26 protein-coding genes and 1 pseudogene are annotated in these 21,658 nt (G+C 67.7%); 11 read left to right on the top strand and 16 right to left on the bottom strand.

Going from position 1 to position 21,658, the window contains the following annotated elements; all coding sequences use genetic code 11:
* The 4 genes from eis to ACNA7R_RS13315 all read right to left on the bottom strand — a co-directional run.
* Window positions 1-790: enhanced intracellular survival protein Eis (gene eis / locus ACNA7R_RS13330; RefSeq protein WP_416284050.1), on the bottom strand; the 790-nt coding region annotated here is incomplete at its 3' end.
* A 41-nt stretch (window positions 791-831) separates the two neighbouring features.
* A complete protein-coding gene (locus tag ACNA7R_RS13325) occupies window positions 832-2,007 on the bottom strand; it encodes a pyridoxal phosphate-dependent aminotransferase (RefSeq protein ID WP_416284049.1) in 1,176 nt (391 codons plus the stop codon).
* The gene (locus ACNA7R_RS13320; protein ID WP_416284048.1) at window positions 2,004-2,489 is read right to left on the bottom strand and encodes an Lrp/AsnC family transcriptional regulator; all 486 of its coding nucleotides are present in this window, start codon (window positions 2,487-2,489) and stop codon (window positions 2,004-2,006) included. Before ACNA7R_RS13320 ends, ACNA7R_RS13325 begins: the two co-directional genes overlap by 4 nt.
* A gap of 190 nt (window positions 2,490-2,679) precedes the next feature.
* Window positions 2,680-3,285 carry a hypothetical protein gene (locus ACNA7R_RS13315; RefSeq protein ID WP_416284047.1) on the bottom strand — a complete coding sequence of 202 codons (606 nt, stop codon included), beginning with the start codon at window positions 3,283-3,285 and terminating at the stop codon, window positions 2,680-2,682.
* Between the two features lie 92 nt (window positions 3,286-3,377).
* Between ACNA7R_RS13315 and ACNA7R_RS13310 the strand changes: the two are divergent.
* The 3 genes and pseudogenes from ACNA7R_RS13310 to ACNA7R_RS13300 form a co-directional block, all read left to right on the top strand.
* Window positions 3,378-3,935 (top strand): annotated as a pseudogene (locus ACNA7R_RS13310) (zinc ribbon domain-containing protein); the annotation flags it as partial.
* 316 nt (window positions 3,936-4,251) lie between these two features.
* Entirely contained in the window at window positions 4,252-4,818 is a 567-nt protein-coding gene (locus ACNA7R_RS13305; RefSeq protein ID WP_416284046.1) for a thioredoxin family protein, read from the top strand.
* Between the two features lie 94 nt (window positions 4,819-4,912).
* A complete protein-coding gene (locus tag ACNA7R_RS13300; protein ID WP_416284045.1) occupies window positions 4,913-6,079 on the top strand; it encodes a mechanosensitive ion channel family protein in 1,167 nt (388 codons plus the stop codon).
* Between the two features lie 189 nt (window positions 6,080-6,268).
* Here the strand turns inward: ACNA7R_RS13300 and ACNA7R_RS13295 are convergent, their stop codons facing one another.
* Both ACNA7R_RS13295 and ACNA7R_RS13290 read right to left on the bottom strand, forming a co-directional pair.
* Entirely contained in the window at window positions 6,269-6,649 is a 381-nt protein-coding gene (locus tag ACNA7R_RS13295; RefSeq protein WP_416284044.1) for a cupredoxin domain-containing protein, read from the bottom strand.
* Window positions 6,650-6,741: 92 nt separating this feature from the next.
* Window positions 6,742-7,833 (bottom strand): NADH:flavin oxidoreductase/NADH oxidase, encoded by a 1,092-nt coding sequence (locus ACNA7R_RS13290; protein WP_416284043.1) that lies wholly within the window; start codon window positions 7,831-7,833, stop codon window positions 6,742-6,744.
* A 108-nt stretch (window positions 7,834-7,941) separates the two neighbouring features.
* Here ACNA7R_RS13290 and ACNA7R_RS13285 point away from each other — a divergent pair, with 108 nt between their 5' ends.
* On the top strand, window positions 7,942-8,763 hold the full coding sequence (locus tag ACNA7R_RS13285) for a BtpA/SgcQ family protein (RefSeq protein WP_416284042.1): 822 nt from the start codon (window positions 7,942-7,944) through the stop codon (window positions 8,761-8,763).
* Window positions 8,764-8,776: 13 nt separating this feature from the next.
* Here ACNA7R_RS13285 and ACNA7R_RS13280 read toward each other — a convergent pair whose 3' ends face one another.
* From ACNA7R_RS13280 to ACNA7R_RS13250, 7 genes are all read right to left on the bottom strand, one after another.
* Window positions 8,777-10,102, bottom strand: coding sequence for a hydroxyacid-oxoacid transhydrogenase (locus ACNA7R_RS13280; protein WP_416284041.1), 1,326 nt, complete (start codon window positions 10,100-10,102; stop codon window positions 8,777-8,779).
* Complete coding sequence (locus tag ACNA7R_RS13275; RefSeq protein WP_416284040.1) at window positions 10,099-10,905, bottom strand: N-acyl homoserine lactonase family protein; 807 nt, start codon at window positions 10,903-10,905, stop codon at window positions 10,099-10,101. The genes ACNA7R_RS13280 and ACNA7R_RS13275 overlap by 4 nt, the downstream gene beginning before the upstream one ends.
* 103 nt (window positions 10,906-11,008) lie before the next feature.
* Entirely contained in the window at window positions 11,009-12,250 is a 1,242-nt protein-coding gene (locus ACNA7R_RS13270) for a tripartite tricarboxylate transporter permease (RefSeq protein ID WP_416284039.1), read from the bottom strand.
* A 54-nt stretch (window positions 12,251-12,304) separates the two neighbouring features.
* On the bottom strand, window positions 12,305-12,997 hold the full coding sequence (locus ACNA7R_RS13265; RefSeq protein WP_416284038.1) for an HAD family hydrolase: 693 nt from the start codon (window positions 12,995-12,997) through the stop codon (window positions 12,305-12,307).
* Window positions 12,998-13,084: 87 nt separating this feature from the next.
* Complete coding sequence (gene rpl12p, locus ACNA7R_RS13260; RefSeq protein ID WP_416284037.1) at window positions 13,085-13,432, bottom strand: 50S ribosomal protein P1; 348 nt, start codon at window positions 13,430-13,432, stop codon at window positions 13,085-13,087.
* 19 nt (window positions 13,433-13,451) lie between these two features.
* On the bottom strand, window positions 13,452-14,498 hold the full coding sequence (locus ACNA7R_RS13255; RefSeq protein WP_416284036.1) for a 50S ribosomal protein L10: 1,047 nt from the start codon (window positions 14,496-14,498) through the stop codon (window positions 13,452-13,454).
* Between the two features lies 1 nt (window position 14,499).
* On the bottom strand, window positions 14,500-15,132 hold the full coding sequence (locus ACNA7R_RS13250; RefSeq protein WP_278302229.1) for a 50S ribosomal protein L1: 633 nt from the start codon (window positions 15,130-15,132) through the stop codon (window positions 14,500-14,502).
* Between the two features lie 190 nt (window positions 15,133-15,322).
* Here ACNA7R_RS13250 and ACNA7R_RS13245 point away from each other — a divergent pair, with 190 nt between their 5' ends.
* The 7 genes from ACNA7R_RS13245 to ACNA7R_RS13215 all read left to right on the top strand — a co-directional run bounded on the left by ACNA7R_RS13245 (window position 15,323) and on the right by ACNA7R_RS13215 (window position 20,216).
* A complete protein-coding gene (locus ACNA7R_RS13245; RefSeq protein WP_416284035.1) occupies window positions 15,323-15,703 on the top strand; it encodes a hypothetical protein in 381 nt (126 codons plus the stop codon).
* Entirely contained in the window at window positions 15,700-16,449 is a 750-nt protein-coding gene (locus tag ACNA7R_RS13240) for a CDP-alcohol phosphatidyltransferase family protein (RefSeq protein ID WP_416284034.1), read from the top strand. The genes ACNA7R_RS13245 and ACNA7R_RS13240 overlap by 4 nt, the downstream gene beginning before the upstream one ends.
* 103 nt (window positions 16,450-16,552) lie before the next feature.
* Complete coding sequence (locus tag ACNA7R_RS13235; RefSeq protein WP_416284033.1) at window positions 16,553-17,566, top strand: zinc-dependent alcohol dehydrogenase; 1,014 nt, start codon at window positions 16,553-16,555, stop codon at window positions 17,564-17,566.
* A 76-nt stretch (window positions 17,567-17,642) separates the two neighbouring features.
* Window positions 17,643-17,792, top strand: a complete 150-nt coding sequence (locus tag ACNA7R_RS13230) for a hypothetical protein (RefSeq protein WP_416284032.1) — start codon at window positions 17,643-17,645, stop codon at window positions 17,790-17,792.
* Between the two features lie 46 nt (window positions 17,793-17,838).
* Complete coding sequence (locus tag ACNA7R_RS13225) at window positions 17,839-18,216, top strand: 6-pyruvoyl trahydropterin synthase family protein (RefSeq protein ID WP_416284031.1); 378 nt, start codon at window positions 17,839-17,841, stop codon at window positions 18,214-18,216.
* Entirely contained in the window at window positions 18,217-19,296 is a 1,080-nt protein-coding gene (locus ACNA7R_RS13220) for a glycosyltransferase family 4 protein (RefSeq protein WP_416284030.1), read from the top strand.
* Window positions 19,293-20,216, top strand: coding sequence for a class I SAM-dependent methyltransferase (locus ACNA7R_RS13215; protein ID WP_416284029.1), 924 nt, complete (start codon window positions 19,293-19,295; stop codon window positions 20,214-20,216). Before ACNA7R_RS13220 ends, ACNA7R_RS13215 begins: the two co-directional genes overlap by 4 nt.
* A gap of 84 nt (window positions 20,217-20,300) precedes the next feature.
* On the opposite strand, the gene ACNA7R_RS13210 is transcribed toward ACNA7R_RS13215, so the two are convergent.
* From ACNA7R_RS13210 to ACNA7R_RS13200, 3 genes are all read right to left on the bottom strand, one after another.
* A complete protein-coding gene (locus tag ACNA7R_RS13210) occupies window positions 20,301-20,777 on the bottom strand; it encodes a 50S ribosomal protein L11 (protein WP_416284028.1) in 477 nt (158 codons plus the stop codon).
* 74 nt (window positions 20,778-20,851) lie between these two features.
* Window positions 20,852-21,154: a divalent-cation tolerance protein CutA gene (gene cutA, locus ACNA7R_RS13205; protein WP_416284027.1), complete on the bottom strand. Its 303-nt coding sequence runs from the start codon at window positions 21,152-21,154 to the stop codon at window positions 20,852-20,854.
* Between the two features lie 76 nt (window positions 21,155-21,230).
* Window positions 21,231-21,425, bottom strand: a complete 195-nt coding sequence (locus ACNA7R_RS13200) for an HEWD family protein (protein WP_416284026.1) — start codon at window positions 21,423-21,425, stop codon at window positions 21,231-21,233.
* Window positions 21,426-21,658 lie beyond the last annotated feature (233 nt).

The raw sequence follows: 21,658 nt of genomic DNA, 5'->3' as shown, positions 1-21,658 counted from the left end.
CCGGGAACTGCGGTTGAGCCGCCAGTGGCGCGAGCAAAGCGGGGGCAAGCAGCCCCGCCAGCAGCGCCAGCAGGGCCTCGCGGTCGACCGCCGCTAGCTCCGAGACCCGCATCGTCCGGGCGCCGTCCTCCCGTTCGATCCGGTAGACGAGGTAGCCTACAGGCTCTCCGTCGCGCTCGTAGGCGTAGACGAACGGGTCGGTGTCGTGGCCCCCGAAGATCCGATGGCGCCACCACCGTTCGTCGCGCTCGAGCGCCAGCCCCTCGCTCGCGGCGTCGTAGACCGGTTCGATCGTCCCGAACTCGTCGGCCTCGAGCGGGCGAAACGAGCCGTCGTCGCTACCCCTGGCGAACGCGAACGCGTCGGGCGACGCGGCGTGGGTGACGATCCGGTTGGCGGTGTCCCAGCCGTACGTGCGGTAGAAGCGGTACCGAAACGGCCAGAGGATCGAAAGCCGATCGCCGCGCTCGCGGTACTCCGCGAGCGAGCCCTCGAGTAGCTCCCGGACGTTGCCCTCGCGGCGGAACTCGGGGGGCGTCGCGACCGACGCCAGTCCGGCCGTCGGATGGCTGTCGCCCCGGACGCGAGCCTCGAGCCAGTAGTGTCGACAGACGGTGCGGGGCCGATCGTCGCCGTCGACGAAGATCCCCCGTCGGGCGCCCCGCGCGTCCCGAACCGTCTCGTGCTCGTCGGGATCGTACGCGGGAACGCCCCTCTCGGGCCTGAAGGCGTAGCTGCGGTACTCGTGGAAGGTCTCCCGGTCGTCCGGGATCGGGCGGTAGTCGGCCATACGAACGACCGCGTCGGCGGCGGAAAAGAAGGTTCTGGAGCTTAGACGTTGTTCTCGACGAACGCCTCGATGCGAGCCAGCGCCTTCCGGAGGTCCTCGAGCCCCGTCGCGTACGAGATCCGAAGGTGGCCCTCCCCGCCGGGGCCGAAGACGTCCCCGGGGACGACGGCGACGCCCTCCTCGCGGAGGACGCCCTCGGCGAACTCCTCGGCGGTCCAGCCCTCGGGCACCTCGGGGAAACAGTAGAAGGCACCCTTGGCCTCGAAGACGTCCATCCCGATCTCGCGAAAGCGCGAGAGAACGAATCGTCGGCGACGGTCGTACTGGTCGACCATGTCGCGGACGTCGCTCTCGCAGGACTCGAGGGCCTCGAGCGCGGCGTGCTGGGCGGTCGTCGGCGCCGACAGCATCGTGTACTGGTGGATCTTGTTCATCGCACCGATCGCCTCGCTCGGGCCGAGCGCGTAGCCCAGCCGCAGCCCGGTCATCGCGTGGGCCTTCGAGAACCCGTTGAAAACGATCGTCCGCTCGCGCATCCCGGGCAGGGTCGCGATCGACGTGTGATCGACGCCGTCCTCGCCGTCGCCGCCGTACGTTAGCTCGGCGTAGATCTCGTCGGACAGGACCGTCAGGTCGTGCTCGCGGGCGAACTCGGCGATCGGCTCGAGATCCTCCTCGCGCATGATCGCGCCCGTCGGGTTGTTCGGGTAACAGAGCACGAGGACGTCGGCCTCGTCGGCACCCGCCGCCTCGAGGGCGTCGACAGTGAGCCGGAACTCGTCCTCCTCTTTTGTCGGCACCGACAGCACCTCACCGCCGGCGAAGATCACGCCCGGCTCGTAGGAGATGTAGGAGGGCTGGGCGACGGCGACGGTGTCGCCGGGGTCGACGAACGCCCGGAACGCCAGGTCGACGGCCTCGCTCGCGCCCGCGGTGACGAGGATCTCTTCTGCGGGGTCGTACTCGAGGTCGAACCGATCTCCGACGTACTCGCCGATGGCCTCGCGGAGTTCCCTCGTCCCGCGGTTTGCGGTGTAGGAGGTCTGGCCCCGCTCGAGGGAGGCGATCGCGGCGTCGCGGGCCGCCCACGGCGTCGAGAAGTCGGGCTCGCCGACGCCCAGCGAGATGACGTCGTCGCGCTCCTCGGCGATCTCGAAGAAGCGCCGGATACCCGAGGGAGGCACCTCCTGGACCCGCTCGGAGAGCTCGAACGTCATGGCGAGAACGAGAGTCGGTCGTCCTCCTCGCCGTCGCCGAACTCGATTCCGTTCTCCTTGTAGGAGGTCATCACGTAGTGGGTGACCGTCTGGGTGATCTCGGGGACGGGAGCGACCTTCTCGCTGACGAACTGCGAGACCTCGCGGATCGAGTCGCCCTCGACCTCCATGTCGAAGTCGTAGTCCCCGCTGACCAGCCGCAGGGCGGTCACCTCCGGGAACCGCGCGAGGCGCTCGGCGATCTCGCCGTAGCCGGTCTCGCGGTCGAGGTGGACGTTGAGTTCGACCTCGGCCCGGACGCGCTCGTCCTCGAGTTTGTCCCAGTCGACGACCGCCTGGTAGCCACGAACTACGCCCGCCGCCTCGAGTTCCTGGATGGTCTCCTCGACCTCGCGCTCCTCGAGGTCGGTCATTCGCGCGATATCCTCGGCCGAGTACCGCGCGTTCTCACGGAGCAACTCGAGCACCTCGCGTTCGCTCATATCCCTCCCAAGCGCGAGGGCGAAGTAAAACGTTGTCCATCCCCGGTTTTTTGCGTTCGGCGGGTTGCGGACGGCGGGGGTGTCGCCCGACCGGTATCGTCGTCGTTGAAACGAGTTACTCACCGCTCGCACTCGAGCGACCAGCATCGATCACCTGGCCGCTGATTCGCGATCGGGAGTGCACTGACTTTCAACGATTACGATAGTTCTTGAACAGCAGCGCACGAACGTCGTCTTTCGTCTGGACCGTCTCGACCGAGCCGTCCGGGAGCGTGACCGCGTACCTCGCCTCGCCCGACGGCGCCTCCTCCCACTTGTCGTCGTGGGTCCGGAGGAGGTTCATCATCTCGTCTAACATCTCGTCGTCGTCGGCGGCGCCGTCCGTTCCGTCGCCGAGCGGTTCGGGGTCGTCGTCACCGTTCGTGCCATCGTCGAGCGACTCGGGCTCGTCGCCGGGCTCACCGTCGGACGGCATGCCGGGCGTTCCCGCGAGTTCCTCGTCGGCGGGGCTGGCCCTTCCGTCGGCTCCCTCGTCGACCGACTCCGTCTCGTCGTACGAGACCGTCTGCAGGTCCGAGTCGCCGCCGTCGTCGACCGCGACGTCCTCGCTCACCTCCACGTCGTCGCTCGCCGTTCCGGGCTCGAGTTCGAGCTCGTCGTGGAGGTTGTCGATCAGGAACTGCACGGCGTCGCGTTCCCTGACGCAGCCGTACTTGCCGACGACGTGTTCGCCGATCTCCTCGCGTAGCTGCTGGACGATCGCGTACTGCTCGTCGGTAACCTCGAGTGTCTGCATACGGAACTCATCAGGGCCGCGGTACAAATATATTGTTGAGCTTTCGGAATTGAATACTACCCGCGAGCGAGCTCGTCACCCGGATCGGTGTCGGGGACGTCCGAGAGGGAGTATCCCTCGAGGGTCGTGTCGGGAACCTGCAGCGTATTGCCGATCGTTTTTTCCAGTCGCACTCCTCCGGGCGCGACCTCTTCGAGCGATTGTACGAAGAGGGTGTAGCGACGGTGTACGTCGGCGACGTCACCAACGTGCTCGAAACACACTGGTCGGTGCGAGCGAACGCGAAGACGCACAACTTCTGGGCGTTCCGGGCGTTCATCGACCGGCTGGCGTGTACCGCCGAGGAGTTCGGCATCACCGTCGAAGTCCGCCCCGAAGCGTGGACGAGTCAGACGTGTCCGAACTGCGGTTCGGCCGAGAACACGACTCGGCACCGAGACACGCTCACGTGTCCGTGTGGCTTCGAGGGCCACGCGGACCTCACCGCGTCGGAGACGTTCCTCCAACGCCACGAATCGAACGTACCACGGCCGATGGCACGGCCCGTATGCCTCAAGTGGGACGACCACACTTGGTCGGCGTCACCACGCGCTTACCGTCCCAACGAGGAGCATACACACCCGCAAGTTACCGCCGGGGACTCGGCGTAGCCGAACCCCCACGGTGGAATCCTCGCGCTTTAGCGCGGGGAGGATGTCAACGACCTGGGTCTGGAACAGTCGCTCGTTCCGGCAGCACTCGTCGGGGTCCTCGTGATCGTCGACGCGTGTTATAGTAGCCACTGCAAGTCGATGCACACCTGATCGCACGACGGCTGTGCGATCAGTGTGTAAATCGTTGCAGTTGTTACTATACCTGAACCCGCCGATCGAGACGGACGACTCCTAACCCGGCGTCGTTCCGTTCGGCGGCGACTCGATGGCGCGTGGCGCATCCTATAAGAGCGAATGGCTGTTACGTACGAGTATGACGCTCCAGGAATCCGACTCCGAACTCGAGGCCGGCGACGCCGCCCCCGACTTCGAACTCGAGGGCGCGGACGGCGAGACGTACACGCTCGAGAGCTTCGCCGACAGCGAGGCGCTGCTTCTCGTGTTCACCTGCAACCACTGCCCGTACGCGCAGGCGAAGTTCGACCTGCTGAACGAACTGGCCGACGAGTACGACGACGTCTCGGTCGTCGGGATCAACCCCAACGACGCCGAGGAGTACCCCGAGGACTCCCTCGAGAAGATGCGCGAGTACGTCGCGGACGGTCGGATCTCCTACGACGCCTACCTCCGCGACGAGAGCCAGGACGTCGCCCGAGCCTACGGCGCGGTCTGTACGCCGGACCCGTTCCTGTTCAGTCGCCAGGACGGGACGTTCCGGCTGGTCTATCAGGGTCGACTCGACGACGCCCTGAACCCCGAGGACGAGCCGACCCGGTTCCACGTCCGCGAGGCCATCGAGAGCGTCCTCGCCGGCGAGGAGGTCGACCTCGAGTGGCAACCGTCCCAGGGCTGTTCGATCAAGTGGGTCGACGGGGAGTAGCGACCGGGACGCTCGCGGACCGACGCCGCCCTCCGCGGCGGGACCATAAGAGCTTACTGCTCGGCACCCCGTTCGTCTGACAGGTCCCGTCCGCATGCCCGTCGATCCCTCCGGCCGTCCGTCGTCGCTTCCGCTCGAGCTGGTGCTCCAGCCCGACGCCGTCGAGTGGTTTCAGGAGACGTATCTCGATACCGCCGAGGCGCAGCTGTTCGCGACGGCGCTGCTGGTGATCCTGATCGTCGTCGGCGCGACGAGCGCCTCCCGGGTCTACGACGCGCTCCGACGTCGATACGGGCGGAAGCTCGGCGAGGTCGTCTCGCTGCTCATCCTCGGAATCGTCGTCGCGATCGTCGTCTACAGCTTCAGCGCGATCTGGGGCGTGCTGTTCGTCCTCGAGTTCACCCTCCAGTCGGCGACGATCGACCGTTGGGAGGCCGCCCAGCAAATCATCACGCTCGGCATCGCGGCCACTGCGTATCTGACGATCCGCTTTGTCAACCGGTCGATCGACGCGCTCGCGGAGAAGAGTGCGGTCACGAAACACCAGAGCGAGGTCGCCCACCACGTCGCCGACGTCGCGATCATCGCCGCCGCGGCGACGGTGATCCTCTCGCTGTGGGGGATCAACCTCACGAACATCTTCCTCGGTGCGGGGGCGATCACCGCGATCGTCGCGCTGACCGCCCGCGAGACGCTGGCGGCGATGCTCGCGGGGTTCGTCCTGCTGTTCTCCCGGCCGTTCCACGTGGGCGACTGGATCGAGGTCAACGAGACGACGGGGATCGTTACCGACGTGACGATCTTTACGACCAAGATCCAGACCTTCGACGATAAACACGTCCTCGTCCCCAACGACGAAGTTACGAGCAGCCAGCTGACGAACTACTCGCGGAACAACCAGCTTCGCGTCGAGGTCGAAGTCGGTGTCGACTACGACACCGACGTCTCGCGGGCTCGAGAGATCATCGTCGAGGCCGTCGACGACTGCGAGATCATCAAGGACTCGCCGAACCCCCAGGTCGTCACGAAGGCCTTTGGCGACTCCTCGATCCTGCTCGAGTGTCACGTCTGGATCGGTAACCCGACGAAGCGTCGCACCCACGACGCCCGCACCGCGGTCATCGAGTCGGTCGCGGCCGCATTCGACCGGGAGGACATCTCGATCCCCTACCCCCAGCGCGTACACTCCCCGCGCGGGGACGGGTTCCGGATCGAGAGCGGTCCCCGCGAGGAGGCCGGGATCTCGACGACCGACGACTGATACGGATTGCTGTAACGATTTACCGGCGCAACCGCGACCCGTACGGCGGTTGCGCCGGTAATGACTTACAGGAAACCGTATGAGGGTCGTCATCGCGAGCCGTCCGCTTCGAACCGCTCCGGGTCCGAGTCGGTCGATTCGTTCCAATACCTCGATCGAAATGAGTACGGGATCACGCCGGAAGAGAGCCTACTCGACGCGGATCTCGCCTTCCATGCTGCCGTGGGGTCGACAGCGGTAGGCGGCCATCTCCTCGGCCGCGGTTATCGAGAGGATCTGGTCGTCGCCGGGGTCGTCGGTGAGGTCGGTCTCGTAGTCCTCGACGACGTCGCCGTCCTCGTCCCAGATCTCGATGTTGTGCCGGGTACCGTCACCCTCCGTCCAGCCGATCTCGTACTCCTCGCCCTCCTGGAGGATCAGCGTCGGGTTCTGTTCGTCCTCGGTCTCCTCGGCGCCACCGTCGTCATCGTCGTCGCCGTCGTCGCCAGAACAACCGGCCGTCGTCGTCACGAGAAGAGTTGCACCTGCGGTTTTCAGCACCGTTCGTCGCGTTCGCGTCGATCGCGTCATGGAACCCCTTGGTGTCGAAGAACGAGAACGTTGTCGGTGATTCCTGAAATACGGGAGGGGTTCGAGCGCGGCCGGACTCGAGCCGGTCCGAGTTACTCGACAGCGCGTCGGTACTGGATCGGCCAGGACTCGGGCTCGTCCGCCAGCTCGGCGGCGGCCCGGAGCCCGAAGTACGGATCGCGCAGGAACTCCCGACCGACAAGGACGAGATCCGCGCGGCCGTTCCGAACGATTGCATCGGCCTGCTCGGGTTCGGTGATTCCGCCGACCGCACCGACGGCGATCCCGGTCTCCGCCCGAATCTGTTCGGCGAGAGGGACCTGGAAGTTCGGCCCGCCGGTCGGGTTCTGGTCGGGGTGGAGCCCGCCCGAACTGACGTCGATCAGGTCGGCGCCGAGTTCCTCGAGTTCCCCGGACAGCCGAACGGACTGCTCGAGATCCCACGAGGGACGGTTGTCGAGCCAGTCGGTGCCCGAGATCCGCACGAACACGGGCTTGTCGTCGGGCCAGACCTCCCGAACGGCCGCGGTCACCTCGCGGACGAGCCGCGTGCGGTTCTCGAAGCTCCCGCCGTACTCGTCCTCGCGGCGGTTCGTCGCCGGCGAGAGGAACTCGTGGAGCAGGTAGCCGTGGGCCGCGTGGACCTCAGCGATCTCGAAGCCCGCCGACAGTGAGCGCTCGGCCGCGGTCCGGTAGGCGTCGATGACGTCCTCGATATCCCCGTGGGTCGCCTTCCGGATCGAGGGGTCGTCGCCGTCAAAGGGCGGATACCCCGCGGGCGAGGGCGAGAGCACCTCCCAGCCCTCGTCGTCCTCCTCGGGTCGGATCGGGACGTTACCCTCCCACGGGCGGGTCTTGCTCGCCTTGTGGCCCGCGTGGGCGAGCTGGATCGCGGGCACGCCGCCCTGCTCGCGGACGAACTCGGTGATCGGCTCGAGCGCCGCGGCGTGCTCGTCGCTCCAGATTCCCAGGTCGGCGGGCGTGATCCGCCCGCGGGGTTCGACGGCCGTCGCCTCGGTCATCACGATTCCCGCACCGCCGACGGCGCGGCTGCCGAGGTGGACCCGGTGCCACTCGGTCGCCAGCCCGTCGGGCTCACAGGAGTACTGGCACATCGGCGAGACGGCGAGCCGGTTCGGTACCTCCAGATCGCGCAGCGACAGCGTCGAGAACAGCTCTGACATCGGTCGTCGTTACGGCTCTCGAGGGTTAACCACCCCGGAGGCCGACGCCCTTGCCGGTGTGAGAGTGGAGAACGGACCGCTTATTCCGCTCGCGGGAACAGTGCCGGTATGACCACGGACTTCCTCGAGCGCTTCGACACCTCCCGTCCCGTTCTCGGAATGGTGCACCTGCCCCCGCTCCCGGGCGCTCCGGAGTACGACCCGGACGCCGGCCGCGAGGCGATCCGCGAGCGAGCACTCGAGGACGCCCGCGCACTCGAGGCCGGCGGGATCGACGGGATCGTCGTCGAGAACTTCGGGGACGCACCGTTCTACCCCGAGGACGTGCCGACTCACACCGTGGCGGAGCTGACCGCTATCGCCGCAGAGCTGACCGACGCGATCGACGTCCCGGTCGGGATCAACGTACTCCGCAACGACGCCGAGGCCGCGCTGTCGGTCGCCGTCGCCGTCGGCGCCGACTTCGTCCGGGTCAACGTCCACGTCGGGACGGCCGCCACGGATCAGGGCGTCCTCGAGGGCCGGGCCCACGAAACCATGCGTCTCCGCGAGCGGATCGACGCCGACGTCGCCGTCCTCGCGGACGTCCACGTCAAACACGCGACGCCCGTCGGCGAGGACGACGTTCGACGGGCGGCCCTCGAGACAGCCGAGCGCGGGGGCGCCGACGGCGTGATCGTCTCGGGTTCCGGTACCGGCGCGGAGACGGCCCTCGAGGACGTCGAGCGCGTTTCCGGGACACTTTCGGAACACGGACTCGAGGTGCCGGTGCTCGTCGGCAGCGGCGTGACGAGCGAGACGGTCGGGGACTGCCTCGAGGCCGGCGCCGACGGCATCATTGTCGGCACGGCGCTCAAGGAGGGCGGGGAGACGACGAACCGGGTCTCGAGCGAACGGGTCGAGGAACTCGTGGCGGCTCGAGGATCGTGAGGCGGATCTGACGTCACTCCCAGTTGTGCAGCGCGTCCCGAAAGATGTCGGCGGCGTCGTCCTTCGTCACGGGTCGGGGGTTACACCGCAACAGCCGCTGTTGGGTTTCGACCGTCTGCGTCGCCAGCCAGTCGACGTCCTCCTCGCTGACGTCGGCGAGTTCGGCGAGCCCGCTCGGGATGACGTTCAGGTCCTGCTGGAGCCGGACGTACTCCGATCTGGCCAGGTCGGCCGCCTCCCGCGTTCCGATGCCGTCGGTGTCGGCGCCGAGCATGTCGGCGACCTCGGCGAACCGTTCGGGATCGCTCGCGGCGTTGTAGCCGAGCGTGCTGGCGGGCGTCAACACGGCGATCGTCTCGCCGTGGTAGGTGTGATACCGGTTTCCGACGGGGTAGGCCATCGCGTGACAGAGGCTCGCACCGGCCGTCAGTCCCGCGATCGCGCCGAACAGGGCGCCCTCGAGCATCGCCTCCCGGGCCTCGAGATCGTCCCCGTTATGGACGGCCGTCCGAACGTTGCTCGACAGCAGGTCGATCGCCTTCTCGGAGAACATCTCGGTGAGTTCGGTTCGGCCGGCGTAGACGGGCCGGGAGTCGGGATCCGAGGCTCGCAGGAGCCCGTCGAACGGATGAGTCGTGTACCCCTCGATGGCGTGACCCAGCGCGTCCATCGCCGTCTTTCCCGTAATCTCCGGCGGCAACGTCGTCGTGAACGTCGGATCGAGGAGCGCCGCGTCGGCCCGCACGTGGTTGCTCGAGATCCCCTCCTTGATCTCCTTTTCCTCGACGGAGAGGATGGCGACGGGCGAGATCTCTGCCCCCGTCCCGGCCGTCGTCGGCACGAGCACCAGCGGTGGTCCCGAGTCGGTCAGCGCGTCGCCGTTGCCCGTCGGTTCGGCGATGTAGTCGAGCACCTGGCCGCCGTTGGCAATCACCGCCCGGGTCGCCTTCGCCACGTCGATACAGCTCCCGCCGCCGAAGCCAACGTAGAAATCGTACCCCGCCTCGCCCTCGTTCTCGCGGACGAACTCGATACAGCTATCGACGTTCTCGATCGACGGCTCGCGTTCCGCGCCGTCCCAGACGGTGACGTCGTAGCCCGCGTCCTCGAGGTGATCCGTCACTCGATCGACGTGGCCGATCTCGACCAGATTCTCGTCGGTGACGACGAGACCGTGGGGATCGTCGCCGGCGTCGATGCCGAGATCGGCCAGCTGGAACGCCAGCTCCTCGACGGCGTCGCGGCCACACCGGATCTGTGGCATCTGGAGGTGCCAGACGGTTTCCGGCCGAAGTTCGTGCTCGGGTGCGGAAACCGAGCGCTCGTAGCCCGTCGTCATCGTCCCCAGCCGTCCTCGATCTCGGCGAACTGATCCGAGTCGTGACCGTAGACGACCTCCGCGTCGTGGCGGCGTTCGATTTCCTTGATCCGTCTGAGGCTGTCGAACCACTCGGTCTTCCCCCAGAGCAAGCCGGCGCCCAGCGGGGCCTCGTCCTCGTAGTTCGGCGCCTGGTACACCTGATCGCCGGTAAAGACGATCGTTCCCTCGTCGTCGAGGTGGATCACGGTTCCCGTCAGCCCCGGCGTGTGTCCCGGGAGCCGAACGAACTCGACACCCTCGAAGTGCTGCTCGCGATCCTGATGGATGACCTGCCAGTTCAGGTCGTGGTCGAAGTCCTCGAGGATATACGCGCTGCTGCCCTCGTCTGTTTTGGCGCTGTAGTAGGCGAACTTGAGCTCCCGCTCGTGGACGTAAACCGGGACATCAGTGCCGTCGAAGAACTCGAGGCCGCCGGCGTGGTCCAGGTGCAAGTGGGTCTGGAAGACCGCGTCGATGTCACTGAGGCCGTACCCTGCCTCCTCGAGGTCGTCGTCGAGCCGATGTTCGTGAGCGTCGTGGGGATAGAACGCCTGCGCGAGCCCCTCGGGCCAGTGGCCGTCCAGCGCGTCGTGGTGCGAGCCGGTGTCCCAGAGGATCGTTCCCTCCGGATGATCGATTACGAGGTTCCAAACGGGGATCTCCTCGTAGTCGATGTCCGGATTCGGCTCGTCGTGTGTGCCGAGGGTCTGCCCCTCGATCATGTAGTTCTGGTCGCACTCGAGTCCGCCGCGGTACAGAACGTCGATAGTAGCGTCAACCATGAGCCCTCGAGTCGTACGACACCATATCCAACTATTAGTAATTTACATAACCGGAAACGTGACCGATCGACGGCTCGAGACGACGTCGCACCGTTGTTGATCGTTAGATCCCGAGCATCAGCGGTCCGATCAGCACTCCCATCAGGTGGACCCGTCGCGCCCGGAGCCGAACCGGGACCATCCCGATCGTCGCCGCGACGGCGAAGACCAGAATCCCGAGAAGGCCGGTAAAGAGATAGGAGAGGACGACCAGCAGTCCGAGAACCGCCGCCGAGATCTTCCAGTACTCCGTCCGGCCGACGAGCTCGAGGTAGGCGTCTCCCGCGGTGATCACGACGACGAAGCCGACGACGCCGGCGATGAGCACGCCCGAGAGCAAGACCGGAAGCTCGAGGGGCGCGCCGACGTTCTCGAAGGCGACCATCACGCCCGTTCGGGGCTGGCCGATCGCGAGCAGGGCGAACAGGGCGAAGATCGTGTTCGCGGTGTCGACCCCGCTGGTGGCGACGATGTACCCCCGGTCGCCCGCGTCGCCGGGGACGAACACGAGCACTGCGACGGCGGCGATCGCTGCGGAGATCCCCGGCAGGTAGCCGACGACCGCGCCCGCGACGGCGCCGGCGACCGCGGTCGCGCCGACGAGCCAGCGCGGCATCGCGATCGTCGCCGACTCCTGGGGCGGGATCCCGCTGCCCCGAATCGCGTCGATCAGCACGGGCGCGCCGAACAGCCCCGCGAACAGCGGCGCGAGGGTGCCGCCGGCCTCGAGGGGGGCGTCCGGCGAGAGGTCGAGCGTCGCCGCGCCGAGGATCGCCGCGAGCGTAAAGGAGAGCGCGCCGCCGGCTCGTCCGCGCCAGGTCCGCTCGGAGGCGATCAGCGCGACGACGATCGCCGCGAGCACGAGCGAGAGGTTGCTCCTGATCGTCGGGTACGCCGCGGTCACGCCCCAGGTGATCGGCACCGCGAGCGGGATCGCGACGAGCACGGCGAGCAGGCTGCCGAGTGCCGAGAGTCGGATCGCCTCGTACCCACGTCCCGCGAGCACCATCCGGTGGCCCGGCAGGGCGGTAACCGCCATCTCGGCGTCGGGAACGCCCAGCGCCATCGCGGGGACGGCGTTCAGAAAGGTGTGGACGACGCCGGCTGCGAGCATCCCCGCGCCGACGAACAGCGGCGGCCCGGGAACCGCGGGGGCGACCCCGGCGAGCAACAGCGCGAAGTTGTTGGCGTGGAGTCCGGGCACGAGCCCGCTCATCGTCCCCAGCATCGCACCGGCCATGATCCAGGCGAGCAATCGCAGCGCCAGTCCGGGGTCGCCGACGAACTCGACTGGGAGGCCGACCATCGAGGGATCTGGCCGCGTCCTGTGATTTAAACCCGCGGACCAGTGGCTCGAGCGCTATCGTCTCGGCGGCTCGAACGGCGTCCCGATCGCGGACGGAAGCGAGGTCGGGTCGAGTAGCTCGTCGACGCTCGAGACGACCGCGTCGGCGGCGTCGGCAGCGTTCGCGTCGCCTCCGTTCTCGTTCACGTAGATCGTTCGGAACCCCGCCGACCGGGCGCCAGCGATGTCCTCATCGTAGCTGTCGCCGACGTAGACGTGCTCGTCGGCGGGAAGTCGTTCTTTCGCGAGGTCGAAGATTTCGGGCTCGGGCTTCCCGGCGCCGACGTCGTTCGAGACGAGCACCTCGTCGACGAGATCCGCGAGCCCGTGGCGCTCGAGTTTCGCCCGCTGTTGCGGTCCTGCACCGTTGGTCAGCACCCCGGTCATGGTGGTTTCTGCGACCCGTTCGACCACCCGGAGCGCGTCCGCCGAGACGACGGACGCCTCGAGTTCCGTCTCGCGGTACTCACGGGCGAGTGTCCCCGCCGTCGCGTCGAGATCGACGGTTTCGAGGACGGCCTCGAACGCCCCGCGGTAGGGCTCGGGCTCGCACCGCTCGAGTGCGTCGAACAGCCGCTCGAGGTAGGCCTCGTAGGCGGCGTCAGTCGGCTCGCCGTAGGGCGAGACGGCTGTCGCGAACTGCTCGTCGAACGGGACGTCGTACGTACAGAGCGTCCCGTCGAGATCAAAGTACACTGCGGTCGTCACGGTCGGCTATTCACGTGACGCGGAGAAGTAGCTACTGGGTCGTTGCGCCGAAAGAAATCGGGATGGTCGAACTCGTCGCGTCGCGACTTAGCCGAAGAGCTCGCCGAGGCCCTCGCCGCCGGCGTCCTCGTCCTCGTCGTCGTCCTCGTCTTCTTCCGCTTCGGCCTCGTCGGCCTCGTCGGCTTCCTCGTCGGCTGCGCCCTCGTCGGCTGCAGCGCCACCCGCGGCGCCGCCTGCGGCGGCACCGCCAGCGGGGACGGCAGCGGCTTCCGAGACCGCGTCGTCGATGTCGACGTCCTCGAGCGCGGCGACGAGCGCCTTGACGCGGGACTCCTCGACGTCGACGCCCGCGGCGTCGAGCACGTTCGTCAGGTTGTCTTCGTTGATCTCTTCGTCCGTCTCGTTCAGGATGAGTGCAGCGTAAACGTATTCCATTGTAGTTACCTCGAGTTAGTTATCCGAACATCGCGCCGAGCCCTTCGCCGCCGCCACCGCCGTCTTCGTCGTCGTCATCGTCGTCGGTGTCGGCCTCGTCGGCCTCGGCTTCCTGGTCGTCTGCCGATTCGTCTGCCTCGTCCGCGTCGTCAGCCGACGCGGACTCGGCGGGTGCCTCGACGCCCTGCAGTTCCTCGGGCAGGGCCTCCTCGTCGTCGATCTGGGCCGCGAGCGCGCGAAGCTGCGCGTCGGCCTTGCTGACGAGGTCGGGCATGAGCGCCTCGTCCTCGATCGCGGCCTGCAGGCCGAGGCTCTTGGCCTCGCCCGTGGCCTTCGCGATGAGGGTCGGCGCCGTCGCCTCGGTCGGGTAGTTCGCGTTGATCGAGAGGTTCCGGGCGCCGGCGGCCGCCGCCTGGATGTCGCTCTCGTAGGCCTCGACGTCGATGTCGAGGTCCTCGGGGTCGAAGAGGGTCCCTTCGGCCACGACGGCGCGAAGGTCGAGCCCGACTTCCTTGGGCTCGATACCCAGCTCGTTGAGGACGTTCGCGAGGTCGGCGGTAACCTCCTCGCCGGCCTCGAGGACCGTCGAGTCCTCCATGACCTGGATCGAGCCGTCCTGAATCCGGGCGTTGGCGCCGACGCTCTGGAGTTCGCCGACGAACGGCCCCGGGTCGACACCGGTGTCCCCTTCGGGAATCACGATGTCGTTGGGCGCGACCTCGCCCTCGTTGATCGGGGCGGGGGTCTTCGACGCCTCGAGCTCCTTGTAGAGCGCGAACGGGTTGTCGTTCGTGCCGACGAGTCCGACCTGGCCCTCGATCTGTTCGACGAGGTCACCGAGGCCGGCCTCCTCGAGCGCGCGGACCTGCAGGGTGTTGCGGCTAACCCGCAGCTCGGCGCTGCCGTGCAGGTCGCGACGCATGTCCTGGAGCTGTTTGCTCGGAATGCCGGCGATGCCGACGATGCCGACGCTCTCGTAGCTCTCGATGAGCTCGCTGAGTTCGCCGACCTCCTCTTTCTTCCACTGGGGAAGGTTCTGGGTCTTGCGTTCGGCCTCCGCGCTCATTTTAGGCCACCTCCACGGACGGCCCCATCGTCGTCTTTACGAAGACGGAGTCGATGTTCTGGGGCCCCTTCTCGAGGTCGGCGTGCAGGCGCCGGAGGATCACGTCGATGTTGTCCGAGATGTCCTCGGCGTCCATGTCCTCGGCACCGACGCGCGTGTGGAACGTGCGACGGTCCCGCGAACGGATCTGCACGGTGTTTTTGAGCCGGTTGACGGTCTCGACGACGTCGTCGTCGGGACCGAGCGGGTCCGGCATCTTCCCTCGAGGACCCAGGACGGTACCCAGGTGTCGAGCGATATCTTGCATCATCGCCTCCTCGGCGATGAAGAACTGAGTCTCGTCCGCGAGGTCTTTGGCCTCGTCGTCGTCCAGATCGGCCACGTCGCTCTCCGAAAGGACCTCGTCCGCGACCTCTTCGGCGCGGACTGCGGTCTCGCCTTCGGCGATGACGACGATCTTGGTCTCTTGGCCGGTTCCGGACGGCAGGACGACCGACTCATCGACACGGTTCGACGGTTCGTTCAGGTCGAGATCGCGCAGGTTGATCGCGAGGTCGACCGTCTCGGTGAAGTTCCGATCGGGTGCGTCCTCGAGTGCGCGAGTGACTGCTGTTTGAATATCCGAATCTGCCATCGTTCACCTCCGTAGTACGCAGGAGTGCTCCTACGGGTCAGTGAAACAGGCTGCGCCTGTCTCTGTTGAACGAAGTGGGATGCCGGACTTAAACCCGTCGAACTGTCCTGCCCGTGTGTCTCCGGCCCGTAGCTGGGCGACGAGCCCGCGCGCCGAAAGGGGTTTTTCCTCGCTTCCGGTAACGAACCGTATGGCCGACCTCGCCGCCGACCTCGACCTCGAGTCGCTCACGCCGACCCACTGGGCGGCGATCGGGCTGGCGGCGGTCACCGCCGCGGTCCACCTGCTCCTCGGACTGTCCTTTCTGCCCCACTGGATGGGCGGCGCTTTCCTGGTCGCGACCGCCGGCTTCCTGCTGGGGATCTGGCTCGTCCTCGCCGACCGTCGACGGCGCCTCGTCTATCTCGCCGGAATCCCCTTCACCGGCGCCCAGGTCGTGCTGTGGTACCTCGTCAACGAGCCGACCGGGGTCGCCGACGTCACCGTTTCCGGCGCGGTCGACAAGGTCGCACAGGCGCTGCTGATCGTCGCGCTCGCCGTCCTGCTGGTCCGCGGGGAGCGAGAGCCGTGACGACCGATCCCCTCGAGCGGCGACGCCGGACGGTCCCCCAGTGGGGACGGGCCACGGCGGGCTGTGTCACGTCCGCGATCCTCGCGCTATTCGCCCTCGAAACGGGCTGGCCCGGCGGGCCGACGATCGCCTTTCTGGGGGCCGTCGCGGGCGTTCTCGCCCTCGAGTCCGCGCTGTTGTTCCGGACGATCGACCGCGCCAGCGCCCGGCCGCTTACATCCGCGACGTGGGTGACCCTGGCACGCGGCGGGGCGGTTGCGGTTCTGGCCGGCTTCCTCGTCGTCCCGACGCCCGCCGGCCCCGTTGCGTGGGCGCCGGCGATCCTCTTCGCGCTGGCGGCCGGGCTCGACGCCGTCGACGGCCTCCTCGCGCGGGCGACCGATTCGGCGACCGAACTCGGCGCGCGACTCGACGTCGAGATGGACGGCCTGGTCGTCCTCGTCGGCTCGGTCGTCGCCGTCGTCGCCGACGCGGTTCCGCTCGCGTTCGTCGCCGTCGGTGCGGCCCGGTACCTGTTCGTGCTGGGCTCGTGGTGGCGACGGCGACGCGGTCGGCCGGTGCTCGAGTTGCCCCCCAGCCGGCTGCGACGCCCGCTCGGCGCGCTGGCGATGGCCGCCGTCTGGCTCGCGCTGGCACCGGTTCCCGGCCGAACGATCTCCTACGCGGTCGGCGCGGTCGTGATGGTGCCGTTCCTCGCGAACTTCTGTCGGGATTGGCTCGCCGTCTGCGGATACGGCCGCCGGTAGCACGGACAACGACCAAGTGTCTCCCCGCGGAACCGTTCCGTACAGTGATCGCTCTCCCCGATACATCGGACGTCGTCGTCCGAACGGACGACGCGAGGGACGGATGAACGCGCGCCGCCTCCGCTTTACCGCACCCCGAACGGTCGCCGTCCGAACCGAGCCGGTTGCGGATCCCGATCCCGACGAGGTCCGGGTCCGGACGGCCGTCTCGGCGATCAGCGCCGGGACCGAAGGACTGCTCTACCGCGGGGAGGCGCCGTCCGACCTCGAGGCCGACGCCGAACTCGACGCCCTCGACGGGGATCTCTCCTACCCGCTCTCGTACGGCTACGCCGCCGTCGGCACCGTAACTGCGGTCGGCGACCGGGTCGACGACGACTGGCTCGACCGCCGGGTGTTCGCGTACAACCCCCACGAGAGCCACTTCTGTCTCCCTCCCGAGGAGCTGCTTCCGGTTCCCGAGACCGTCGAGTCACGCGAGGCCGCGCTCTTCGCGAGCCTCGAGACGGCGGTCACGTTCGTCCTCGACGGTCGGCCGCTGCTGGGCGAGCGGGTGGCCGTGTTCGGACAGGGCGTCGTCGGGCTCCTGACGACCGCGTTGCTCGCCCGCTTCCCCCTCGAGAACCTCGTCGTCTTCGACCGGTACGAGCGACGCCGCGAACTCGCGGCGACGTTCGGCGCGGATCGGGCCCTCGACCCGGACGCGGGCGAGGTCGCCGAGCGGTTCGCCGCGGTCGCCGGCGGACGGGCGGATCTCACCTACGAGCTGTCGGGCAACCCCGACGCGCTCGACGACGCGATCTCGACGACGGGGTTCGACGGCCGGGTCCTCGTCGGCTCGTGGTACGGGACGAAGCCGGCGACGGTCGACCTCGGTGGTCGCTTCCACCGCAACCGGATCGACGTCCGGAGCAGCCAGGTGAGCACCATCGCGCCCGATCTCTCCGGACGGTGGGACCGAGACCGGCGCCACGAGACGACCTGGGACCGACTTCGGGAGCTCGAACTCGGCCGGCTGGTCAGCCACGAGTTCCCGCTCGAGGACGCCACAGCGGCTTACGAGCGCCTCGAAAATCGGCCCGAGTCGACGATCCAGGTGCTGTTGACGTACGAGTGAGCGCCTCGTTCGATTCCGCGCAAACGTGTCGGTATGCAATCCCGTCGTTGATCCCGATGGCTCACGAGGACAGCGTATGGACCGAGAGATCAGAGCGGGCTGTCCGAGCTGCGAGTCCGGAACGGCGGGTGAGATCGAGAAACACCGGGACGGAGCGGAAGTGACCGCGACGATGACGTGTGCCGACTGCGGGAACGAGTGGTCGAGGACCCTTCGACGCGAGTAGGCGTCCGGGCACAGCAGTTTACACGATCCCGCTCGTAGCTCGCCGTATGTACGCCGTCTCCGTCGACCGGTCGCTGGTCGCCCAGCACTACCTGACTGTGCCCGATCCGGGTCCGGAGGGAGAGCCCCACTCCCACCACTTTACCGTCGAAGCGACCTTCCGAGGGCCGGAGCTGAACCGCTTCGAGTACCTCGTCGACATCGACGCGGTGACGGCCGCGATGGACGTCGTCGCCGACCGCTACCGCGACGAACTGCTCAACGATCTGCCCGCCTTCGAGGGAACGAACCCGAGCGCCGAGCGGTTCGCCCGCGCGTTCGGCGACCGCCTGCTCGACGAACTCGAGCCCGACGGCGCGACCGAACTCCGAATCGAGATCGCCGAGGACGACGTCGCCCGCGTCGCCCACGAGCGTGAGCTGTAGATGGATGTCGGACTCGTCGTCCCGGACGACCTCGAGGCGACCTCCGGCGGCTACCGGTACGATCGGCGGCTCATCACCGAACTCGAAGATAGAGGCGACGACGTCGAGGTGATCGTCCTCTCGGCCGTGCCCGACGACGCCGTCCGCGCCCGGCTCGACCGTCCGTTCGACGTCCTGTTGCAGGACGAGCTCTGTTACGATCGGCTCGCCACCCACAATAGGTTTTTCGAGGCGCCCGGACTCGTCGTCTCGATCGTCCACAACCTCCAGTCGGACGACCCCTCGCTCGCGAGTCGGAAGCGAGAGCGGATCCGCGACCGCGAGCGACGCTACCTCGAGACCGTCGAGGCGGCCGTCTGCACGAGCGCACACACCCGAGACCGGGTCGCCGAGCTGGTCGACCTGCCGACGACGGTCGCCCGCCCGGCGGGTCGCCACGAGACGGTCCCGGTCGACCGCTCGGCGGTCGTCGCCCGCGCGAGGGAGGGCCCGCTTCGGATCGCGTTCGTCGGGAACCTCGTTCCACGGAAGGGCCTCGAGGCGCTGCTCGAGGCGCTCTCCCGGCTCGACGGCGACTGGGAGCTGACGGTCGTCGGAAGCCCCGACACGAACCCCGCGTACGCGAGGCGGATGCGCGAGCGAGCCCACACGCTCGAGGTCGCCGACCGGGTCGAGTTCGCGGGCCGGGTTCCGGACGACGCCCTCGAGTCGGTCTACGAGCGGAGCCACGTCCTCGCGGTCCCCTCTCGACACGAGGCGTTCGGCATGGTCTACCTCGAGGCGATGGAGTTCGGCGTCGTCCCGATCGCCAGCCGGAACGGGGGTGCGAGCGAGTTCGTCGCCGACGGCGAGAACGGCTTTCTCGTCGCGCCCGAAGCCCCCGACCGAATCGCGGCCCGTCTCGAGGAACTCGCCACCGACCGGGACCGGCTCGCGACCCTCGGTGCCCGAGCGCTCGAGACCGCGGCGGCCCACCCCTGGTGGACGGAGACGGCGGAGTCCGTTCGGTCGTTCCTGCAGCGTGGGCTCGAGGAGGAGTTCGAGTCGCCCGGCGCCGAGAGTAGGGGGACGAGCCCATGACCGACCAGCGAACGTACCTCGAGGCGAAGCGAACCGTCGACGATCGGGCGCTGAACCGGCGGGTGCTCGAGCGCTTCGCCGAGGGGCTCGACGCGCGCTCGAGTCCGGTTCGGATCGTCGAGATCGGCGCCGGGATCGGGACGATGATCGCTCGGCTGGCGGCGTGGGACCGCCTTCCGACCGAGGTCACCTACCGCGCTGTCGACCGGGACGCAGAAAGCGTTCGATACGCACGCGAGCGCGTCCCCGAGTGGTTCGAGGACGCGGGCTACGCGGTCGAACGACTCGAGGACGATCCAGGGGGGACGACGCTAGTGGCTCGCTCGGACGGACGGCGACTCGAGGTCACGCTCGAGGTCGCCGACGGGTTCGAGATCGAGGACCGGGCCGACGCCGTGATCGCCTCGGCGGTGCTGGACATCGTCGACCTCGAGCGGGCGCTCCCGGCGATCGAGGGACTGCTCGAGCCCGGCGGTCTGCTGTACGCCCCGATCACGTTCGACGGGGGGACGACGTTCGCGCCGCGGGATCCGCTCGACGACCGGATCGAACGCCACTACCACCATCACATGGACGCGGTGCGATCGGCCGGCGGGAGTCGGGTCGGTCGCGAGCTGCTGTGGCGGCTTCCCGACGCCGGCTGGTCGGTGCTCGAGGCCGGCGGCTCGGACTGGATCGCTCGACCTCGTGGCGAGAAAGAGGGGTATTCCGGCGACGAACGACTCTTTCTCGAGAGCCTGCTCGAGACGATCGACGGCGCGCTCGCCGACTTCGAATCCGCCGAGCGCGAATCTGGGGTCGGCGACCTCGAGTCCGCCGAGCGACGGCGGTGGCTCGAACGTCGACGGAACGACCTCGAGCGCGAGGAGCTGGTCTTCGTCGCGCACAATCTGGACCTCCTCGCGCGTCGGCCGGGGTAACCGGCCTCGTGGCGACCCCCCGAGGAGCCGTCGCGATGGCTGGGGCTCGAGGTCACGCGGAAAGCCGCAAAACGAAAGAGCGCGTTACGCCGACAGCGCGTCGTCGTACTCGCCGTCGTCGACCTTCTCCTTGAACTCGCGGGCGTCGTCGCCCTCGATGGTAACGCCCATCGAGGCGCAGGTACCGACGACCTCCTTCGCGGCGTTGCGCGTGTCGTAGGCGAGCAGGTCGGGGTGTTTCTGCTCGGCGATCGTCTTCACCTGATCGATCGAGAGGTCGGCGACGAAGTCCTTCTGGGGTTCGCCGCTGCCGGTGTCGAAGCCGGCCTCGTCCTTGATCAGCGCGGCCGTCGGCGGGACGCCGACGTCGATCTCGAATGAGCCGTCGTCGTCGTAGTCGACGGTGACGGGCACTTCGGTGCCGTCGAACGCTTCGGTCTGGTCGTTGATCTCCTGTACGACCGCCTGCACGTCGACGGGGGTCGGTCCGAGCTCGGGACCGAGCGGTGGGCCAGGGTTGGCCTGGCCACCCGGAACGAGCACTTCGATGGTTCCAGCCATACCCGTCACAACCCGTGCGCGAGTTTTAAGGATTGCTTTTTCGGGTAGTCGAGCCTGTCACCGACTGGCGCACGCTACTCGACGCTGTCGGCGCGCCACTCGGCGAACGACTCGAGGACGTGCACCTCGTCGAACCGCTCGATACACGGAACGTCGTAGGGGTGGAGCTCACGAACGCGGTCGACGAGCTCGTCGTAGGCGTCGTCGGTCGTTTTGGCGAGCAGGACCGACTCCTCGTCGCGGTGGATCTCACCCTCCCATCGGTAGGTCGAGGTCGTCGACAGCTCGTTGACGCAGGCCGCCAGTCGCTCCTCGAGCAACGTTTCGGCGATCCGTTCGGCCGCCTCGGGCGGCGCCGTGACGTAGACGGTCGGCATGCTCGCGGGTACGGCAGTGACGGACAAAAGCGTGGTCGATCGACGACACCGGACGGGGACGACGGCTCCGACGGGTTCAGCTGTCGCCGTTTCCGGCGATCGGATTGAACGTGCCGGTGATATCCCACTCGTGAATACAGTGGGGGTTGCCGACCCGTTTCTCGCCGTCCTCGAGAACGAGCTGCCACGCTCCGAGGTCTTCGTCCCATCGCTCGCTTCGATCACACTGCTCGCATACCCGTACCGTCGGTTTTCGTACTCGTGCGTTCATTACCAGGTGTGCGAACTCGACGCACATAACGCTGTCTCTGTACGGCAATTGCTGCCACCTGCTTCGAAATCGAACGGTAACGGCTCCGTGACGGTACGCGGCTCGTAACTATACGAATGGGTCAAGTCAACATGGAGCAATACGGGCGGATCGCGAACAGCCGCGGCTCATACGGTTTACTGTAAGTCATTACCGGCGCAACCGCGACCTGTGTGGCGGTTGCGCCGGTAAAT

Origin of the sequence: Natronococcus sp., assembly GCF_047921035.1 — an archaeon.
In the GTDB taxonomy this organism is placed as follows: domain Archaea; phylum Halobacteriota; class Halobacteria; order Halobacteriales; family Natrialbaceae; genus Natronococcus.
This window is presented reverse-complemented; position numbering and strand designations above follow the sequence as displayed.

Excerpts from the sequence above, each read along its gene's own strand:
- ACNA7R_RS13325 (WP_416284049.1), bottom strand. The coding sequence starts at position 2,007 with ATGACGTTCGAGCTCTCCGAGCGGGTCCAGGAGGTGCCTCCCTCGGGT.
- ACNA7R_RS13320 (WP_416284048.1), bottom strand. The coding sequence starts at position 2,489 with ATGAGCGAACGCGAGGTGCTCGAGTTGCTCCGTGAGAACGCGCGGTAC.
- ACNA7R_RS13315 (WP_416284047.1), bottom strand. The coding sequence starts at position 3,285 with ATGCAGACACTCGAGGTTACCGACGAGCAGTACGCGATCGTCCAGCAG.
- ACNA7R_RS13305 (WP_416284046.1), top strand. The coding sequence starts at position 4,252 with ATGACGCTCCAGGAATCCGACTCCGAACTCGAGGCCGGCGACGCCGCC.
- ACNA7R_RS13300 (WP_416284045.1), top strand. The coding sequence starts at position 4,913 with ATGCCCGTCGATCCCTCCGGCCGTCCGTCGTCGCTTCCGCTCGAGCTG.
- ACNA7R_RS13295 (WP_416284044.1), bottom strand. The coding sequence starts at position 6,649 with ATGACGCGATCGACGCGAACGCGACGAACGGTGCTGAAAACCGCAGGT.
- ACNA7R_RS13290 (WP_416284043.1), bottom strand. The coding sequence starts at position 7,833 with ATGTCAGAGCTGTTCTCGACGCTGTCGCTGCGCGATCTGGAGGTACCG.
- ACNA7R_RS13285 (WP_416284042.1), top strand. The coding sequence starts at position 7,942 with ATGACCACGGACTTCCTCGAGCGCTTCGACACCTCCCGTCCCGTTCTC.
- ACNA7R_RS13280 (WP_416284041.1), bottom strand. The coding sequence starts at position 10,102 with ATGACGACGGGCTACGAGCGCTCGGTTTCCGCACCCGAGCACGAACTT.
- ACNA7R_RS13275 (WP_416284040.1), bottom strand. The coding sequence starts at position 10,905 with ATGGTTGACGCTACTATCGACGTTCTGTACCGCGGCGGACTCGAGTGC.
- ACNA7R_RS13270 (WP_416284039.1), bottom strand. The coding sequence starts at position 12,250 with ATGGTCGGCCTCCCAGTCGAGTTCGTCGGCGACCCCGGACTGGCGCTG.
- rpl12p (WP_416284037.1), bottom strand. The coding sequence starts at position 13,432 with ATGGAATACGTTTACGCTGCACTCATCCTGAACGAGACGGACGAAGAG.
- ACNA7R_RS13255 (WP_416284036.1), bottom strand. The coding sequence starts at position 14,498 with ATGAGCGCGGAGGCCGAACGCAAGACCCAGAACCTTCCCCAGTGGAAG.
- ACNA7R_RS13250 (WP_278302229.1), bottom strand. The coding sequence starts at position 15,132 with ATGGCAGATTCGGATATTCAAACAGCAGTCACTCGCGCACTCGAGGAC.
- ACNA7R_RS13245 (WP_416284035.1), top strand. The coding sequence starts at position 15,323 with ATGGCCGACCTCGCCGCCGACCTCGACCTCGAGTCGCTCACGCCGACC.
- ACNA7R_RS13235 (WP_416284033.1), top strand. The coding sequence starts at position 16,553 with ATGAACGCGCGCCGCCTCCGCTTTACCGCACCCCGAACGGTCGCCGTC.
- ACNA7R_RS13230 (WP_416284032.1), top strand. The coding sequence starts at position 17,643 with ATGGACCGAGAGATCAGAGCGGGCTGTCCGAGCTGCGAGTCCGGAACG.
- ACNA7R_RS13225 (WP_416284031.1), top strand. The coding sequence starts at position 17,839 with ATGTACGCCGTCTCCGTCGACCGGTCGCTGGTCGCCCAGCACTACCTG.
- ACNA7R_RS13220 (WP_416284030.1), top strand. The coding sequence starts at position 18,217 with ATGGATGTCGGACTCGTCGTCCCGGACGACCTCGAGGCGACCTCCGGC.
- ACNA7R_RS13215 (WP_416284029.1), top strand. The coding sequence starts at position 19,293 with ATGACCGACCAGCGAACGTACCTCGAGGCGAAGCGAACCGTCGACGAT.
- ACNA7R_RS13210 (WP_416284028.1), bottom strand. The coding sequence starts at position 20,777 with ATGGCTGGAACCATCGAAGTGCTCGTTCCGGGTGGCCAGGCCAACCCT.
- cutA (WP_416284027.1), bottom strand. The coding sequence starts at position 21,154 with ATGCCGACCGTCTACGTCACGGCGCCGCCCGAGGCGGCCGAACGGATC.
- ACNA7R_RS13200 (WP_416284026.1), bottom strand. The coding sequence starts at position 21,425 with ATGAACGCACGAGTACGAAAACCGACGGTACGGGTATGCGAGCAGTGT.